This window comes from Enterococcus sp. AMC2644, assembly GCF_058216475.1.
The window spans coordinates 1351182-1368072 of the sequence record NZ_CM177095.1 but is presented as its reverse complement, the minus strand read 5'-3'; the positions used below and the strand labels follow the sequence as shown (position 1 = coordinate 1368072).

The window sequence follows — 16891 nt, the reverse complement described above, 5'->3', positions numbered from 1 at the left end:
GGAGGTTCTTATGGTTCAATTAATTGCAGTAGACATGGATGGGACGTTCTTAACAACAGATAAGACGTATGACCGAGTACGGTTTGAAAAAATTTTAGCAGAACTAAAGCAACGTCAAATTAAATTTGTTGTTGCTAGTGGGAATCAATATGCGCAATTAGCTTCGTTTTTCCCCGAAAATAAAGAATTGACGTTTGTGGCAGAAAATGGTGTGTTAGTGTATGACCAAGGTGAGTTAATTCGCGAAAACCATTTTGAAAAAGAAACACTTCTTTCAATCATTCATTTTTTACGAGAAAATTATCCTGAAATCAAGATAGTATTAAATGGGGTTCAAAGTGCCTATATAGAGCGACATATGCCAGAAGAATTTCAACGGTTTATCGCATTTTATTGCCATGCTTTAAAGAAAGTAGACGATTTAGCGACGCTAGATTTTGAAAAAGAAAAATATGTAAAATTCGCTTTAGGTGTGCCAATAGAACAAACAGAAGAAATTGTTCAAGCCATCTCACGGGCTTTTTCTGGAAAAGCCCGTGCCGTTTCTAGTGGTCATGGGAGTGTAGATATTATTTTACCTAATTATCATAAAGCGAACGGCTTGAATTTTCTAGCAGACTATTGGCAAATTGCGCCTCAAGACATGATGGCATTTGGTGATGGGCATAATGATTTAGAAATGTTGTCTTATGTGGGACACAGTTACGCGATGGAAAATGGTGCTCCGGCTGTTCTGCAAACAGCTAAATTTACAGCGCCATCTAATGATAAAAGTGGTGTTTTGCAAGTTATTGAAGAATTTTTATTACGATAGGAGAAACAGATGATTGAAAACCAAACGTTACCTATTGACCAATTAGAAGCAGGCGAGACATACAAAAATTGTCGTTTATTACCGGCTGAAAAGGGTAGTTTATTTTCGGATATAATATTTGATTGCTGTGAATTTGAAAAGCAACGTTTTACACACAGTGAATGGTTAGACTGTACTTTTAAAAATAGTGTGTGTTCAAATCAAGATTTTTCTGATAGTGTTTTTTATCGCTGTTCGTTTGACCATTGCCAGCTTTTAGGGACAAATTTTTCACATAATCGTTTTAAAGAAACTCGAATTACTGACTCACGTGGGGATTATCTTAATTTTAGCGAATCTGTGATGGAGAAAAACGTCTTTGAACGAGTTTCTTTGAGAGAAGTTTTTTTTCAACAAGTAACAATTAAGAAAAAACTACTTTTTGATCAATGTGAATTGAATCAAGCTGATTTTTCAGAGACCAAGTTAGCAGAAGTTGATTTTTCAACGAGTGAGTTTGAGACGCTCTATTTTTCACCACAACTAATGAAAGGTGCTATTATTTCCCAGTATCAAGCAGTACAAATGATGGCAATGATGGGTGTCATCATCCGATAAGAGCTTATATCGTGTTGTCTGCGCCTCTTTAACGAGAAATATCCGAATTATATTAGAGCTTACTAGCGGCACCTAGATGAAAATTTGTTAGGATGAGTAAGGCTGACTCTATATAGTTCGGATATTTTGTTACATTCGGGACTCTTTTTTAGTTAAAATAACTGGGGAGAACTACGAATAATCACTCGCTAATAAAAATATTTCTAGAAATAAAAGTTTCTCAGTGCCTATACAAGTGAAATTTGCTATGATAGAATACAACACGACTATTTTCAAGTAGGTGGAAATATGGAAATTATAGAGAAAGCACCCGCAAAAATCAATTTGGGCTTAGATATTCTAGGTAAAAGAGAAGATGGATATCACGAACTTGAGATGGTCATGTCTAGTGTAGATTTAGCGGATCGTTTAACGTTTGAAACGCTCCCTGAAAATAAAATCATTGTGGAGACAAATAAAGCCTTTTTGCCGATTGATAAACGCAATAATGTCTATCAAGCAGCGGCAATTTTAAAAGAGCGCTACGGTATTCAAGAAGGACTTAAAATTTCTATTGATAAACATATTCCAGTAGCTGCTGGTTTAGGCGGTGGCAGTACCGACTGTGCAGCAGCTTTAAGAGGGATGAATCGCTTGTGGCAACTAGGCTTATCAATGGATGAGTTAGTAGCTATGGGTGTCGAAGTTGGGACAGATGTTCCTTATTGTCTGTATGGTACGACTTCGTTTATCGCAGGTAAAGGAGAAATTGTTAAGCCATTGTGTCCGATGCCCCAATGTTGGGTTGTATTAGTTAAACCACGTATCAGCGTATCTACACGTAAAATTTTCCAGCAAGTTGAAATGGAACAACTATCTCATCCAGATATGCATAAGTTATCTGAGGCTATCTTAAAACAAGATTATGAGATGATGTTAGCACATATGGGAAATAGTTTAGAAGATGTGACAATCCCCAAACACCCCGTGGTTCAACAAATTAAAGACCGCATGCTAAAATATGGTGCTGATACCGCACTAATGAGCGGTAGTGGTCCGACTGTCTTTGCTTTATGTAAGAAATATTCTCGTGCACAACGAATTGTCAATGGGTTAAAAGGCTTCTGTGAGGAAGTATATCTTGTGCGCACCTTAAAATGATGAAAGAAAAAAGAGCGAATTCTTCTTTGATAAGGAGGCTTCGTTTTTTATTTGCTCGCCTTTTTCTTGACGAAACGCCCACTGTTTGATACATTATTTTCTGTCATCAAATCGTAAACTTTACGATTTGTTTATTCAAAGAAAAAGTGAGGATCGTAAAAATGAAAAAAATCCTTTTAGCAAGTGCCCTTTTAGTAGGTAGTATTTTGTTAGGTGCGTGTGGAAAAAGTCAAGAAACAACAGATGAATTAAAAGTTATGACAACTTTCTATCCGATGTATGAATTTAGTAAGCAAGTTATTGGTGAGGAAGGGGAAGTCGAATTATTAATCCCAGCTGGGACTGAAGCTCATGATTATGAGCCCAGTGCAAAAGATATTGCGAAAATTTCTGAAGCAGATGCTTTAGTTTACAACAGTGAAGAACTGGAAACTTGGGTGAGTCGTTTGAACGAAAGTATTGATACGAAACAAACGGCATTTATCGAAGCAGCTGGACAAATTGATTTAATGGAAGCGGGCAAAGAAGAAGACCATGACCATGAAGCTGAGCATGAGGGGCATCACCATGCACATGATCCACATGTTTGGGTTGATCCTGTATTGGCAATGAACGAAGTCGAAACGATTCGTGATTCATTAAGTGAAAAATATCCGGATAAAAAAGCTATTTTTGAAAAAAATGCGGCAGTTTATTTGGATGAGTTAAAAGTCTTAGATCAAGAATTCCAAGCAGCTTTTAAAGAGGCAAAAAATAAAACTTTCGTTACCCAACATGCGGCATTTGCTTATTTAGCCAAACAATATGGTTTAACACAAGAATCAATTGCTGGGCTCTCTCCTGATGAAGAACCTAGCCCTAGTCGTTTAGCTGAATTAAAACATTATGTAGAAGATCATGATGTAAAAGTAATTTATTTTGAAGAAAATGCCACATCCAAAGTTGCAGAAACGTTGGCGCAAGAAACGGGCGTATCGTTAGAAGTTTTAAATCCCTTAGAAAGTCTAACCAATGAACAATTAGACGCAGGCGAAAATTATTTAAGTGTCATGCGTGAAAATCTGGAGGCATTGAAAGCCAGTATTCAATAAGGAGGTGCGCTGGTGCATTATATAGAAGTAAAAGATTTGACGTTTTATTACGATGATGAACCTGTATTAGAAGGCGTGAATTATCACGTAGATGCCGGTGAGTTTGTTATCTTAACTGGAGAAAATGGTGCGGCGAAATCGACGCTTGTACGTTCAACATTGGGGTTACTAAAACCAGAAAAAGGTCAAGTTACGATTGCGAAAAAAAACGCTGAAGGCAAACGTTTAAGTGTCGGTTATATTCCTCAACAAATTGCTTCCTTTAACGTGGGTTTCCCTAGTACTGTGTTGGAATTAGTGTGTTCTGGACGCTATCCAAAAAATCGTTGGTTTAAAAAATTAACCCAACGAGATTATGATCATGTGCAAAAAGCGTTAGAGGCTGTTGGCATGTGGGATATGCGTCACAAGCGAATTGGCGAATTATCAGGTGGACAAAAACAACGGATTAGTTTGGCGCGTATTTTTGCAACAGATCCTGATTTATTTATTTTAGATGAACCAACAACTGGGATGGATGAAGAATCACGTAATAATTTTTATCGTTTATTGCGTCATAGTGCGCATCAACACGGGAAAGCAATTTTGATGATTACTCATGATCATGAAGATATTAAAAATTATGCAGATCGTCAAATCCGCTTAGTGCGAAAGGAGGATTCTCAATGGAGATGCTTTCATATGAATTCATGAGACGAGCTTTTTTAGCGGCAATTTTTATTGCAGGAATCGCTCCAATGCTAGGCGTATTCCTAGTCATTCGTCGTCAATCATTGATGGCGGATACGTTGTCTCATGTTTCTTTAGCTGGTGTGGCGTTAGGGTTCTTTTTAAATTTAAATCCAACGTTAACGACGATGCTCGTTGTTATTTTAGCGGCGATTGTACTTGAATACCTTCGTATGATGTATCGAAGTTATTCAGAGGTTTCGATTGCTATTTTAATGTCAGGTGGTTTAGCATTAGCATTAGTCTTGATGAATTTGAGTGGTGGTAACTCGTCAACAAGTATTCAATCCTATCTTTTCGGTTCGATTGTAACGATTACCTCAGATCAAGTCGTCTTTTTAGGTATTTTATTTGTGATTACAGCAGTGTTATTTTTATTATTTAAAAAACCAATGTATGTCCTAACCTTCGATGAAGACACGGCTCATGTAGATGGATTACCAGTTCATTTTATGTCGATGATGTTTAATGTGTTAACGGGAGTGGCAATTGCTGTGATGATTCCAATTGCAGGCGCCTTATTAATTTCGGCAATTATGGTATTACCAGCAGCTATTAGTATGCGTTTAGGTAAAAGTTTTAACATGGTTATTTTGATTAGCATTATTATAGGCTTGGCAGGAATGTTGACAGGGTTGACCAGTTCGTATTATCTTTCAACCCCTCCAGGAGCAACGATTACGCTAGTCTTTATTGCAGTCTTTTTAGTGGTTAATTTGATTCGACGTTTGCTAGTTATGGTCCAACGAAAAAAACAAGCAAAAAATTAAAAAAAAGCACGAGAAACGAAAATTTCTCGTGCTTTTTTTAGTTACTACTGATAAAGTACGAACATTTTTTTTAATAATCAAGAAAATGCTCGAAAAAATCTGTGAAAAGCTTTATAATAAGGAGAAAGAATTTAGGAAAAGGAGTTGAAGTTTGTGAAGGTTCGTCGTAGTGAACGATTAATTGATATGACCCACTATTTATTGGATCATCCTCATGAATTGATTTCATTGACATTTTTTGCCAAACGCTATGAGTCAGCGAAATCATCGATTAGTGAAGATTTAGCCATCATTAAAAAAACATTTAGAGAAAGAGGGACAGGGATTCTGGATACGATTCCTGGCGCAGCAGGAGGCGTTATTTTTGTACCAATAATCTCTAAAGAAGAAGCAAAAGAATATGTTGTTGCATTATCGGAACGCTTATCAGAACAAGATCGTCTACTTCCTGGTGGTTATGTTTATTTATCTGATTTATTAGGGGAACCAGAGTTATTACGCCAAGTGGGACGAATTATTGCTTCTAAATACTTAGGTGAAAAAATTGATGCAGTGATGACTGTTGCAACAAAAGGTGTGCCAATTGCTCAAGCTGTTTCGTATTACTTAAATGTACCATTTGTCATTGTTCGTCGTGACTCAAAAATTACAGAGGGTTCAACGGTCAGTGTAAACTATGTATCAGGTTCATCGGAACGTATTGAAAAAATGGAATTGTCGAAACGTAGTCTAAAACGAGGGTCACGTGTTTTAGTTGTGGATGATTTCATGAAAGGCGGCGGAACAATTAACGGGATGCAAGGATTGATTGAAGAATTCGAAGCTGAGTTAGTTGGTGTAACTGTGTTTGCTGAAGCAAAATTTCGTGGAGAACGCGCTGTAAAAGAATACAATTCTTTATTATTTGTCGAAGATGTAAATACTCAAACCAAAACCATTTCTGTCGTACCAGGAAATTATTTTGATGAAGAATAAGCAATTGACTGATTTTCAACATGGCCTGTTGGAAATCAGTTTTTTATTTTTTTGTGGATGATTTGATTTAGGACTGAGGCAAGAATGTCGAGAATGCGTTTACATTAGCTGAGGATTTTTGTAAACTAGAGCTATTATGGATAAAGGGGAGCATGATAGTATGGAACAAACACTTGTAATCATCAAACCTGATGGGATTGAACGTCAGCTAGTCGGAAAAATTATTCAGCGTTTTGAAGCTGCTAATTTAAAAATCGCAGCAATCAATCTGACCGTTTTGTCTACTGAAATTTTAAAAGAACATTACAGCCATATCCTTAATCAGCCATTTTTCCCAAAATTATTGGCATATATGACAGAAGGCCCAGTCTTACTACTTATTTTAGAAGGAGAACATGCGGTGACACGTGTTCGAAGAATGGTTGGTGTGACAGATCCATTAAAAGCCGAAATTGGCACGATACGTGGTGAATATGGAACAAATCAAACACGTAATGTAGTTCATGCGTCAGATTCATTAGAAGCCGCTCAAATTGAAATCACTCGTTTTTTCCAGAAATAAATTGGTCTAGCTATAAATATTCCGATATAGTTGAAAAGTTCGTACAATTGGGCTACACTGAAAAAAGCAAAAAGCGAATGGAGTGAGTTACGTGGATACACGTTACGCAATTATTTTAGCCGCCGGAAAAGGGACCCGCATGAAATCAAAGCTGTACAAGGTATTGCATCCTGTTTGTGGCAAACCAATGGTAGAACATATCATTAATCGTGTGGAAGAAACAAAACCAGCAGAAATCGTGACCATTGTTGGACATGGCGCTGATAAAGTACAATCTCAATTAGGGGCGCGCAGTCAATATGCCTTGCAAGCGGAACAACTAGGAACAGGTCATGCAGTTATGCAAGCTGCCGACTTTTTAAAAGGTAAAAAAGGGACGACATTAGTTATTAGTGGAGATACCCCCTTATTAACATCAGAAACCTTGGACCATTTATTTGAATACCATCAAGGAAAAGGGGCTTCTGCGACTATCTTAACCGCCCATGCAGAAAATCCAACGGGGTATGGTCGTATTTTACGTGACCACGTCGGAATTGTGGATCGGATCGTGGAACAAAAAGATGCGACACCCGAAGAAGCACAAGTTAAAGAAATCAATACGGGTACTTATTGTTTTGATAATGAATTATTATTCGATGCCTTAACCAAATTAAACACCGATAATGCGCAAGGCGAATATTATTTAACTGACATTATTGAAATTCTAAAAGACGAAGGCAAAAATGTGGCAGCCTATCAAACACAAGATTTTGATGAATCGTTAGGTGTGAATGACCGAGTTGCCTTAGCTGAAGCTAACCGCATTATGCGAGCACGTATCAATCACCAACACATGGTGAATGGCGTGACTTTTGTTGACCCAGCAGCGACCTATATCGATGCTGGCATTGAAATTGGTGCAGAAACAGTCATTGAACCAGGTGTGTACTTAAAAGGTAACACAGTCATTGGTGAAAATTGTGTGATTACCGCACAATCACAAATCGTTGACAGTATCATTGGTGACCATGTGGTGGTGAAATCATCGGTAGTCGAAGAAAGTACGGTTCATTCTGGAGCGGATGTTGGTCCTTATGCCCATTTACGTCCAAAAGCTGAAATTATGGCAGATGCACATATCGGCAACTTTGTCGAAGTCAAAAATGCGACGGTTGGTGAAGGAACGAAAGTAGGGCACTTAACCTATGTTGGCGATGCGACATTAGGCAAAGACATCAATGTTGGCTGTGGCGTAGTTTTCGTGAACTATGATGGCAAAAACAAATATCAAACGGTTATCGGCGACCACAGTTTTATTGGCTCAGGAGCCAATCTGATTGCGCCAGTCAATGTAGCAGCCAATAGTTGTATCGCAGCAGGTTCGACTATCACTGAGGATGTACCCGAACATGCCTTAGCTATTGCACGTGCTCGCCAAGTAAATAAAGAAGATTACGCAAAAAATTTCCCATATATGCAATAAGTTAGACGAAAGTCTTGATTTATTTGTCAAAAATGACTACTATTTACTAGGAAGATGATTCTAGTAGATTGTAGTCTTTTTACTAGTCGAATGTATAGAAAGTGGAGGTTCTCATGTCGAATCAATATTCTGATCCAAAATTAAAGATTTTTGCGCTAAACTCTAATCGTCCGTTAGCAGAAAAAATCGCTGCTGCAGTAGGTGTAGAATTAGGTAAATGTTCGGTCAAACAATTCAGTGATGGTGAAATCCAAGTCAACATTGAAGAAAGTATTCGTGGTGCGCACGTATACATCATTCAATCAACAAGTAACCCAGTGAATGATAACTTAATGGAGTTATTAATCATGATTGATGCCTTAAAACGTGCCAGTGCAAAAACAATTAACGTTGTGATGCCTTATTATGGTTATGCTCGTCAAGACCGTAAAGCACGCTCTCGCGAACCAATTACAGCAAAATTAGTGGCAAATATGATCGAAAAAGCTGGTGCCAATCGTATGGTAACACTAGACTTACATGCGTCACAAATTCAAGGATTCTTTGATATTCCAGTGGATCATTTGATGGGTGCACCATTAATTGCAAATTACTTCTTAGAAAATAACATTCAAGGTGATGATGTTGTGGTAGTATCACCTGACCATGGTGGGGTAACTCGTGCGCGTAAGTTAGCAGAGTTCTTAAAAGCACCAATTGCAATTATTGACAAACGTCGTCCACGCGCTAATGTTGCTGAAGTAATGAACATTATTGGTCATGTTGAAGGCAAAATTTGTGTCCTAATTGATGATATTATTGATACAGCAGGTACAATTACTCTAGCAGCAAATGCTTTGAAACAAGCTGGTGCTAAAAGTGTATATGCCTCTTGTACACATCCTGTATTGTCTGGTCCAGCCTTAGAACGGATTGAAGCATCAGCAATTGAACGTTTAGTTGTGACTGATTCAATTAATTTACCAGAAGAGCGCAAAATTGATAAGATTGATGAAATTAGCGTTGGTAGCTTAATGGCAGAAGCAATCAAACGTATCCATGAGAACAAACCAGTCAGCCCATTATTTGAGTCAAAAGAAGCATTTATTAAATAGTGGCTGATACTATAAATTAAAAGAAACAAAATGGGTCTGTGATATAAGACGAAACAAGACAAAAATATCCAAATAAAATAGCATGAGTAATCTTCTATTGTTCGGATATTTTACGGTCAATCTCCTTATGTCACAGGCCTATTTTCCTGTTTATCAAGCTATTTTTTAAGGAAAATAAAATTGTAAGCTTTTTCAAAAATAGGTTTGACAGGTATTTAAAATTATGATAGCCTTTTCATTATAGATTTTCTTCAAGCAAAAATCTATATACAATTGATTAGGAATGTTATCTGTAAAGAGCATAACCTATAACTGCATCCAAGTTACCTGGGACAGTTATGGGTTTTTTTGTTGTTTTGGAAAAACATTTTTAATCTGGAGAATTAGGAGGAAGAAAAAGATGAAGAAATTATTGGTTGCAGCGGGTGTGTTATTCTCATTTGGACTCGTATTAACTGGCTGTCAAAATGGTGGTACTACGCCAACAAACGAATCAGTTATCGAGTCAGCAACGGTTAGCGATGAGGTCGCTGATGAGCTAACTTTATATGTCGTCCGTCACGGAAAAACGATGTTAAATACAACAGACCGTGTTCAGGGCTGGTCTGATGCGGTATTAACGCCAGCGGGTGAAGAAGTTGTGACGGCAGCAGGTGTAGGTTTGAAAGACGTTGATTTCCAAGCTGTTTATAGTAGCGACAGTGGTCGTGCCGTTCAAACAGCGAACTTGATTATGGATGAAAATACAGCATCTAATCATTTGGAAATTCATACAGATCGTCATTTACGTGAGTTTAATTTCGGAACGTATGAAGGGGACCTAAACCATACGATGTGGCAAGACATTGCTGATGATCGTGGTGTGACTTTAGAAGAATTTTTAGCAAATTTAGATCCGTCAGAATTTGCTGATAGTGTAGCAAAATTAGATAAAGAACATATGAAAAAAGAAGGGATTGAAGAAGGGATAAACTGGCCCGCAGAAGATTACCAAACAATTACTGATCGACTAACAGAAGGATTAACTACAATTGTTGAAGAAGAGTCTAAAAATCCAGGTACTGGCAACATTTTGATTACGTCACATGGGTTAAGTATTTCTGCGTTATTAGATACATTATTTGAAGAGTTTGAAGTACCAGAAGGCGGCTTGAAAAATGCCAGCGTAAACATCATCAAGTACAAAGATGGTAAATACACGTTAGAATCTGTTAATGATATGAGTTACGTTGAAGTAGGCGAAGCGGCAGCGGAATAGATGAAAAAAACAGACCAGAAATTTTTTCTGATCTGTTTTCATTTATTTTTTATAAATATTTTTCAACGTTAATGGTGCCGCAAATGTATGGTAATTTAAGCCTTCAATCGCTTTGTTTTGTAAAACAGATTGTTGGTTTTGGCTGATAATAATCATGCCTGGATTATTTTCAATGACTTCTTTTTCTGCTGCAATCAAAGTTTCCCAACGTTTTTCTAAATCGTTGGCGTATTTGATTGAGGCATCATCTAACAATTGATCATAGGTCGGATTTGAGTAGTTACGGTCATTTCCTGAGTATAACGTATTTAAAGTCGAAATTGGATCCTTGTAGTCTGGTGTCCAATAAATCAAGAATAAGTCATAGTCGCTGTCACGAGCTAAGTTTAATGCTGTTTCAGTTGGCAGAGCTTTTAGTTCAATCGTTAAGCCAGGGAACGTTTCTTGTAAGCTGTATTGAATACTTTCACCCATTTTTTTGTAGCCACCATCATCAGTAACCATCAATTCTAAAGTAATGTTATCTCCTAGCTCAGCTTTGGCTTTTTCCCAATATTGTAAGGCTTCGTCTTTGTTATATTCCATCAAGTTACCCGCTTCTTCACGGAAATCAACTCCTGTAGCTGGATTGCTAACAAATCCTTCTGTTACTGCACCGTAAAGAGGTTTGGAACCATCAGCCATGACATTGTTCACTAAAGTTTCTTTGTCGATACCTAACGCCAGAGCTTTACGTAAATCGCTGTTTTTAAGTGGGGTATCTTTGCCACCACGGATTTGGTTCATGCGGATATAATTCATCGTTGCTGTTGGATAGGAATGGAAGTCTTCGTTAGTTAAGTTTTGCTTCGCTAATTCACCTGTTAAAGTAGCAACATCTAATTGGCCATCATTGAATAAGTTTAGAGCAGTAGATGCTTCTTTGATGACATCATAATGGATATTTTCCGCTTTGACATTTTCTTTGTCCCAATATTTGTCGTTTTTGACTAAATCCCAACTTGTTCCAGATTGCTTCCAATTTTCAACAATAAAAGGTCCGTTATAGACAATACTCTCACTATCTTTCCCATAATTATCACCAAACTCTTTCAAGGCTGTTTGATTTTGTGGGAAGAATGTAGGGAAAGTGAGCAAGGATGTGAAATATGGTTTTGCTTCGCTTAAATGCACTTCTAAGGTGTAATCGTCGAGTGCTTTTACACCTAATTCATCGACTTCTTTTTCGCCGGTTGCGATTGCTTCGGCATTTTCGACCGTATCGATTAGTAAGAAGCTATAGATTAAGGCATTTTTGGGATCAATCATTTTTTTCCAGGCCGCTTCAAAGTCATGAGCAGTTACTGGCTCGTCGTTGCTCCAAATAGCATTATCACGTAAAGTAATCGTATAAATTTTACCATCGTCAGAAATTTCAGGCAATTCTTTCGCCACTGCGGGAATTACTTCATCGTTTTCATCTAAGGCATACAAACCTTCAAAGGCTGCAGTATGTGTAATTGCATCGGGAAAATCTAACATATTTGATGTGTCTAACGTTGTTAATTCCGATGCAGACATTAAATTAATTGGTGTTGCTTCTTCTTTTGGCTTCCCTGTTGAACAACCGACTAATGCTAAAGTTGCTAGGGCACCTAACCAAAGTCCCTTTTTATTCATTTTATTCCTCCTAGTTTAGTGACGGTCGACTAACATCCAGACAACCACTGCTGGTTCGTCTCCGTCATTGTAATTGATGTGACCTTCTCCTTTTTCAATTAATTGCGCATCACCAGGTTTGCCAATTAAATCTTGTCCATCTTCTAAAATGGTATGTGCCGTTCCCGAAATAATATAAGAATATTCATCTTGGTCGTGGCGAGCAAAACCTTCTGCTGGACTTTTTTCACCAGGTTGTAATGTAATTAAGCCCATAGTGACACGCTCATTAGGTTGGTTCTCCTTGTCAAAAAAGATGTTCATCTTTTCAGCAAGAGTTGGTTTAATAATCATATCAGCGCTCCTCTCTTTTATTACACCTAATAATACTTGAAACCATTACAATGTCAATCTTTCAAAAAAAATTGTCCGTTTAATAATAAAAAAATTACATTAAGGTTTTCATTACCTAAAAACTGTGCTATGCTTTTGCTGTATTAAAAATTAAATAGAATCTACTCGCAAAGGGGAGTCCATTTGGGCTGAGATTGAGTTTACTCTAAACCCTCCGTACCTGTTTCGATCATTCGAGCGTAGGAATTGTGATGAGTTGAAGTGTACATGATAACTGTCATTTACTTCTCCTTTGTGAATTGTGAAGATTCTAAAGGAGGAGTTTTTTTATGGGTTCATCAAAAACAAAAATTTGGGTGGAAGGCACCATTTTAGCAGCTTTAGCAATGGTCTTATCGTTTATTCCAGTCGATATTGGTTCAAGTTTTTCCATTTCGCTTGGGCAAATCCCCATTGCAGTTTACGCCTTGCGCCGCGGTCCTAAAGCCGGCTTATTAGCAGCATTTATTTGGGGGCTGTTACATTTTCCAACGGGCAAAGTCTTCTTTTTAAGTGTGATACAGGTATTAATTGAATATCCAATCGCTTTTACTTTTGCCGGTCTAACAGGTATTGCAGCTGCTAAATTACAAACAGCGATTGCTAACGGTGACAAATCAACTGCTCACAAACAAATCATTTCTGGTGTAATGATTGGCGCATTGGCTCGTTATTTTTGGCATTTTGTCGCTGGTTGGGTTTTCTGGGGTTCGTATGCGCTATGGGGCATGAGTCCGGTCGTCTTTTCTTTAGTGATGAATGGAATCAGCGGGCTAGCAACGGCGATTGTAACGACAATTGTATTATTAATACTTTATCGGATGAATCCGACAATCTTTGTTCCCAAAGATACGATTAGGTAAAACCCAATGAATTTTGTGACAATCGCCCGCTGTACTGCACAAGAAAGCTGGGAGCGTAGCTTGAAACATCCATTTATTCAAGAATTACATCAGGGAACCTTACCTGAAAGTTGTTTCCGTTATTATCTATTACAAGATTGTTATTATTTAGAATCATTGCAGTCGGTTTATCTAGCCATTGCTCAACAGACGACGCTACCAAAAATAAAGAAGATGATGCAACAAGGGGCGAAACGCTTGATAGCTGGAGAAATTAATATTCGTGAAACTTTTTTTGAAGCACTCCAAATTACACAACAAGAAAGACAACAAACACCAATTGCAATGGTTCCTCAAGAGTATGTAAGTCACATGCATCAACAATTGAACGATTCTGTTGCTACAGCATTTGCGAGTTTACTACCTTGTGCTTGGTTGTATCAAGAAATTGGCTTAACCTTACGAGAATCGCCACACCCTATCTATCAGCGTTGGCTTGATACTTGTACGACACCAGAGAGCATGGCAATTGTTGCAGAAGAACAAGAATTGTTAAATAGCTTATATCAAAAAGCTACAGCATTCGAACGTCAACAAATGATTGCTGCATTTGTGACTAGCGTGAAGATGGAAGAGGCTTTTTGGAATATGGCATATAATTTCAACAAATAAAGGAGTATATTATGGAAAATAAAAAATTACAGAAATTAACCTATCTAGCGATGATGGTTGCATTAGATGTGGTCTTATCTCCATTGTTTCGAATTGAAGGTATGGCACCAATGTCGAGTGTGATGAATGTATTAGCTGGCGTATTATTAGGTCCAGTTTACGGAACGATTATGGCTTTGGTCTGTGGTTTAATTCGGATGACGTTATTGGGAATTCCGCCGTTAGCCTTAACTGGTGCAGTGTTCGGAGCTTTCCTAGCAGGGCTGGGGTATCGCTTGTATCCATCCATTGTTTCTTCGATGGTCGGGGAAATTATTGGTACAGGAATTATTGGCTCTTTATTGTCTTATCCGGTAATGGTTTGGTTTACTGGTAGTAGTAGCGATTTTTATTGGTTAATGTATACCCCACGTTTTATTGGAGCGGCTTGTATTGGTTCAGTCGTTGCCTTTTTTATCTGGCAAAAAGCCAAGAGCATCACAGCGATTCAAAAAATTCAACATTTATATAAAGGAGTATCAATATGACAACTTGGCAAGATACACTTGCGCAGTATTTACCTCTGAAAAAAGCGCCATTGATTCATTGTATTACCAATGAAATTACCAATGAATTATTAGCAAATGGCTTATTATTCGTTGGTGCAAAACCCATCATGGCTGAAGATATTCGAGAATTTCCTGATTTATTCAAGAGTATTGATGGCTTATTACTAAATATGGGCAGAATGTCGATTGCTCGTGAAGAATCACTAATAGAAGCTAGTCAATTAGTTAATAAACCAGTTGTAGTTGATATTGTTGGCGCGGCAGCTACATCGTTACGTTTTGATTTAGCTCATCGATTAGCTGGTAATCAACCCAGCGTTTTAAAAGGGAATATTTCAGAATTACGGGCCTTTTGTGGCTTGCCATCAGCAGGACGAGGTGTCGATGGTAGTGCCTCTGACCAAGAGGATGCGGCAATTAATGAATTAATTACAGCTTTGCAACAACAAGATCCAGCCATTACTTATTTAGCAACAGGAAAAAAAGATATTGTTGTTAGCGGTGAACAAGTTTGGTTATTAGAAAATGGGGTACCAGAATTGGATTGTTTTACTGGGACAGGAGATTTAGTAGGTGCATTAATTACAGCGTTTTTAGGTGCCGGTTATGAAGCTGTAACAGCAACTATCCTAGGGGTCAGTTATTTCAACTGCTGTGGAGAACAAGCGAAACAAAAATTAGCTCCTTCAGTCGGTTTAGCTGATTTTCGTCATGAAACATTAAATCAATTATCTCTATTATCACAAGATACTACTTGGAGCCAACAGGTGAAAGGACGAAAATTATGAAAGAGTTAGCATTATATTTAGTAACTCAGCGTTATGGTAGCACCGAAGATTTTCTAAAAGTCATTGAAGAAGCTTGCCAAAGTGGTGTGACTTTAGTGCAGTTACGAGAAAAAGCATTGTCTACCCATGAATTTTATGAATTAGCACAACAAGTAAAAGACATTACAGATCGATATGAAATTCCTTTGATTATTAATGATCGAGTTGATATTTGTTTAGCTATTGATGCGGCAGGTGTGCATATTGGTGATGATGAGTTGCCTGTAGCAATTATGCGAAAATTAATTGGCAAAAAATGGTTAGGGGTCTCTGCTAAAACTGTTTCACGTGCACAAGAAGCAGAAAAAGAAGGAGCAGATTATCTTGGTGTAGGTGCGATTTTCCCTACAAAAACGAAAGAGACGCCATTAACTTCTCTTGAAACATTGCAAGAAATTACCGAGGCAATTACCATTCCAGTAGTAGCTATTGGAGGGATTACCGAGGAGCGTTTAGCAACCTTTAAAGAGTTTGATATTGCAGGTGTAGCAGTAGTCAGCGAAATTATGAAAGCTGAATCTGTTTCTAAAAAAGTTGAAAATATGCGTAAAAAAATTCTAGAATGGGAGAGGAAATAGATGGAAAATAGCACACCTCAAGTGGTTACAATTGCTGGTTCGGATTCTGGTGGTGGTGCTGGTATTCAAGCAGATTTAAAAACATTTCAGGCCCGACATGTTTTCGGCATGAGTATTGTGATTGCTCTAACCGCTCAGAATACACTGGGTGTACAAGCAAGTTACCCCATTCCTTGTTCATTTATCGATGCTCAATTTGCTTCTTTAGCTGCTGATTTTGCGATTAAAGCATCGAAAACAGGTATGTTAGCAGACAGTGAACATGTAGCAGCAGTTGTTAAAAATTTGAAAACGTATGATTTTGGTCCACTAATAGTTGATCCGGTGATGATTGCTAAAGGGGGTCATCCATTGTTAACAGAAGATGCGATTCAACTAATTAAGGAAGAGCTACTGCCGTTAGCAACTATTGTCACACCGAATTTGCCAGAAGCGGAAGTGTTAGTCGGTTATTCAATCGAAACAGAAGCGGATATGCAACGAGCCGCGCATGATTTGCAACGTCTGGGAGTTCGACATGTTGTGATGAAAGGCGGACATAAAGAAGGGTCTGAGTCAGCTGATTATGTCCTTTTAGAAGACCAGACCGATTTTTGGCTGCGTACCCCACGGATTGCTACCAAAAATACACATGGCACAGGGGATACTTTTTCTTCTTGTATTGTGGCTGAATTAGCAAAAGGTGCTACAGCAAAAGCCGCAATTATTACTGCTAAAAAATTTATTCAAGGAGCCATTCAAGAGGGGATTTTTGTTGGCCATGGCCATGGTCCAACAAATCATTGGGCAAAATTAAGCGAAGAAGTTCAAGTAGACGACTAAAAGAAGCGCCTGTAATATAAGGAAAAATAAGCCGAAACTATCCGAACAAAATAGCATTACGCCAAATCAAGGCGAG

General features: G+C 38.0%; 19 protein-coding genes and 1 riboswitch. Of the genes, 17 read left to right on the top strand and 2 right to left on the bottom strand.

Annotation, left to right across the window (positions count from 1 at the left end; all coding sequences use genetic code 11):
• Window positions 1–10 precede the first annotated feature (10 nt).
• From AC4BC5_RS06680 to AC4BC5_RS06630, 11 genes are all read left to right on the top strand, one after another.
• A complete protein-coding gene (locus AC4BC5_RS06680; protein WP_490497338.1) occupies window positions 11–814 on the top strand; it encodes a Cof-type HAD-IIB family hydrolase in 804 nt (267 codons plus the stop codon).
• A 9-nt stretch (window positions 815–823) separates the two neighbouring features.
• Window positions 824–1411: a pentapeptide repeat-containing protein gene (locus tag AC4BC5_RS06675; protein WP_490497337.1), complete on the top strand. Its 588-nt coding sequence runs from the start codon at window positions 824–826 to the stop codon at window positions 1409–1411.
• A gap of 288 nt (window positions 1412–1699) precedes the next feature.
• Window positions 1700–2551 (top strand): 4-(cytidine 5'-diphospho)-2-C-methyl-D-erythritol kinase, encoded by an 852-nt coding sequence (gene ispE / locus AC4BC5_RS06670; RefSeq protein WP_490497336.1) that lies wholly within the window; start codon window positions 1700–1702, stop codon window positions 2549–2551.
• 161 nt (window positions 2552–2712) lie between these two features.
• On the top strand, window positions 2713–3642 hold the full coding sequence (locus AC4BC5_RS06665; RefSeq protein ID WP_490497335.1) for a metal ABC transporter substrate-binding protein: 930 nt from the start codon (window positions 2713–2715) through the stop codon (window positions 3640–3642).
• Between the two features lie 12 nt (window positions 3643–3654).
• Window positions 3655–4335: a metal ABC transporter ATP-binding protein gene (locus tag AC4BC5_RS06660; protein ID WP_490497334.1), complete on the top strand. Its 681-nt coding sequence runs from the start codon at window positions 3655–3657 to the stop codon at window positions 4333–4335.
• Window positions 4308–5141, top strand: a complete 834-nt coding sequence (locus AC4BC5_RS06655) for a metal ABC transporter permease (RefSeq protein WP_490497333.1) — start codon at window positions 4308–4310, stop codon at window positions 5139–5141. Before AC4BC5_RS06660 ends, AC4BC5_RS06655 begins: the two co-directional genes overlap by 28 nt.
• Window positions 5142–5294: 153 nt before the next feature.
• A complete protein-coding gene (gene purR / locus AC4BC5_RS06650) occupies window positions 5295–6116 on the top strand; it encodes a pur operon repressor (RefSeq protein ID WP_490497332.1) in 822 nt (273 codons plus the stop codon).
• 160 nt (window positions 6117–6276) lie between these two features.
• Entirely contained in the window at window positions 6277–6678 is a 402-nt protein-coding gene (gene ndk / locus AC4BC5_RS06645) for a nucleoside-diphosphate kinase (protein WP_490497331.1), read from the top strand.
• Window positions 6679–6769: 91 nt separating this feature from the next.
• Complete coding sequence (gene glmU / locus AC4BC5_RS06640) at window positions 6770–8143, top strand: bifunctional UDP-N-acetylglucosamine diphosphorylase/glucosamine-1-phosphate N-acetyltransferase GlmU (protein WP_490497330.1); 1374 nt, start codon at window positions 6770–6772, stop codon at window positions 8141–8143.
• 113 nt (window positions 8144–8256) lie between these two features.
• A complete protein-coding gene (locus tag AC4BC5_RS06635) occupies window positions 8257–9237 on the top strand; it encodes a ribose-phosphate diphosphokinase (protein WP_490497329.1) in 981 nt (326 codons plus the stop codon).
• A gap of 400 nt (window positions 9238–9637) precedes the next feature.
• Complete coding sequence (locus AC4BC5_RS06630) at window positions 9638–10495, top strand: histidine phosphatase family protein (protein WP_490497328.1); 858 nt, start codon at window positions 9638–9640, stop codon at window positions 10493–10495.
• Window positions 10496–10537: 42 nt separating this feature from the next.
• Here AC4BC5_RS06630 and AC4BC5_RS06625 read toward each other — a convergent pair whose 3' ends face one another.
• Together AC4BC5_RS06625 and AC4BC5_RS06620 are read right to left on the bottom strand one after the other, a co-directional pair.
• Window positions 10538–12154, bottom strand: coding sequence for a peptide ABC transporter substrate-binding protein (locus tag AC4BC5_RS06625; protein WP_490497327.1), 1617 nt, complete (start codon window positions 12152–12154; stop codon window positions 10538–10540).
• Between the two features lie 15 nt (window positions 12155–12169).
• A complete protein-coding gene (locus AC4BC5_RS06620) occupies window positions 12170–12487 on the bottom strand; it encodes a cupin domain-containing protein (protein ID WP_490497326.1) in 318 nt (105 codons plus the stop codon).
• 161 nt (window positions 12488–12648) lie between these two features.
• A riboswitch (TPP riboswitch) is annotated at window positions 12649–12750 on the top strand.
• 66 nt (window positions 12751–12816) lie between these two features.
• Here AC4BC5_RS06620 and thiT point away from each other — a divergent pair.
• From thiT to thiD, 6 genes are read left to right on the top strand one after another with little or no spacing between them, the layout of a single operon-like run.
• A complete protein-coding gene (thiT, locus tag AC4BC5_RS06615) occupies window positions 12817–13389 on the top strand; it encodes an energy-coupled thiamine transporter ThiT (protein WP_490497325.1) in 573 nt (190 codons plus the stop codon).
• Between the two features lie 6 nt (window positions 13390–13395).
• Window positions 13396–14040, top strand: a complete 645-nt coding sequence (gene tenA / locus AC4BC5_RS06610) for a thiaminase II (RefSeq protein WP_490497324.1) — start codon at window positions 13396–13398, stop codon at window positions 14038–14040.
• Window positions 14041–14051: 11 nt separating this feature from the next.
• Window positions 14052–14567 carry an energy coupling factor transporter S component ThiW gene (gene thiW, locus AC4BC5_RS06605; protein ID WP_490497323.1) on the top strand — a complete coding sequence of 172 codons (516 nt, stop codon included), beginning with the start codon at window positions 14052–14054 and terminating at the stop codon, window positions 14565–14567.
• Window positions 14564–15376: a hydroxyethylthiazole kinase gene (gene thiM, locus AC4BC5_RS06600; protein WP_490497322.1), complete on the top strand. Its 813-nt coding sequence runs from the start codon at window positions 14564–14566 to the stop codon at window positions 15374–15376. The genes thiW and thiM overlap by 4 nt, the downstream gene beginning before the upstream one ends.
• Window positions 15370–15993 (top strand): thiamine phosphate synthase, encoded by a 624-nt coding sequence (gene thiE / locus AC4BC5_RS06595; protein ID WP_490497513.1) that lies wholly within the window; start codon window positions 15370–15372, stop codon window positions 15991–15993. The genes thiM and thiE overlap by 7 nt, the downstream gene beginning before the upstream one ends.
• Window positions 15994–16815: a bifunctional hydroxymethylpyrimidine kinase/phosphomethylpyrimidine kinase gene (gene thiD / locus AC4BC5_RS06590; protein ID WP_490497321.1), complete on the top strand. Its 822-nt coding sequence runs from the start codon at window positions 15994–15996 to the stop codon at window positions 16813–16815.
• The last annotated feature ends 76 nt before the right edge of the window (window positions 16816–16891 follow it).

What these genes read in the sequence shown, in the direction of transcription:
- AC4BC5_RS06680 (WP_490497338.1), top strand. Translation starts at nt 11, where the DNA reads ATGGTTCAATTAATTGCAGTAGACATGGATGGGACGTTCTTAACAACA.
- AC4BC5_RS06675 (WP_490497337.1), top strand. Translation starts at nt 824, where the DNA reads ATGATTGAAAACCAAACGTTACCTATTGACCAATTAGAAGCAGGCGAG.
- ispE (WP_490497336.1), top strand. Translation starts at nt 1,700, where the DNA reads ATGGAAATTATAGAGAAAGCACCCGCAAAAATCAATTTGGGCTTAGAT.
- AC4BC5_RS06665 (WP_490497335.1), top strand. Translation starts at nt 2,713, where the DNA reads ATGAAAAAAATCCTTTTAGCAAGTGCCCTTTTAGTAGGTAGTATTTTG.
- AC4BC5_RS06655 (WP_490497333.1), top strand. Translation starts at nt 4,308, where the DNA reads ATGGAGATGCTTTCATATGAATTCATGAGACGAGCTTTTTTAGCGGCA.
- ndk (WP_490497331.1), top strand. Translation starts at nt 6,277, where the DNA reads ATGGAACAAACACTTGTAATCATCAAACCTGATGGGATTGAACGTCAG.
- AC4BC5_RS06635 (WP_490497329.1), top strand. Translation starts at nt 8,257, where the DNA reads ATGTCGAATCAATATTCTGATCCAAAATTAAAGATTTTTGCGCTAAAC.
- AC4BC5_RS06630 (WP_490497328.1), top strand. Translation starts at nt 9,638, where the DNA reads ATGAAGAAATTATTGGTTGCAGCGGGTGTGTTATTCTCATTTGGACTC.
- AC4BC5_RS06625 (WP_490497327.1), bottom strand. Translation starts at nt 12,154, where the DNA reads ATGAATAAAAAGGGACTTTGGTTAGGTGCCCTAGCAACTTTAGCATTA.
- AC4BC5_RS06620 (WP_490497326.1), bottom strand. Translation starts at nt 12,487, where the DNA reads ATGATTATTAAACCAACTCTTGCTGAAAAGATGAACATCTTTTTTGAC.
- thiT (WP_490497325.1), top strand. Translation starts at nt 12,817, where the DNA reads ATGGGTTCATCAAAAACAAAAATTTGGGTGGAAGGCACCATTTTAGCA.
- tenA (WP_490497324.1), top strand. Translation starts at nt 13,396, where the DNA reads ATGAATTTTGTGACAATCGCCCGCTGTACTGCACAAGAAAGCTGGGAG.
- thiW (WP_490497323.1), top strand. Translation starts at nt 14,052, where the DNA reads ATGGAAAATAAAAAATTACAGAAATTAACCTATCTAGCGATGATGGTT.
- thiM (WP_490497322.1), top strand. Translation starts at nt 14,564, where the DNA reads ATGACAACTTGGCAAGATACACTTGCGCAGTATTTACCTCTGAAAAAA.
- thiD (WP_490497321.1), top strand. Translation starts at nt 15,994, where the DNA reads ATGGAAAATAGCACACCTCAAGTGGTTACAATTGCTGGTTCGGATTCT.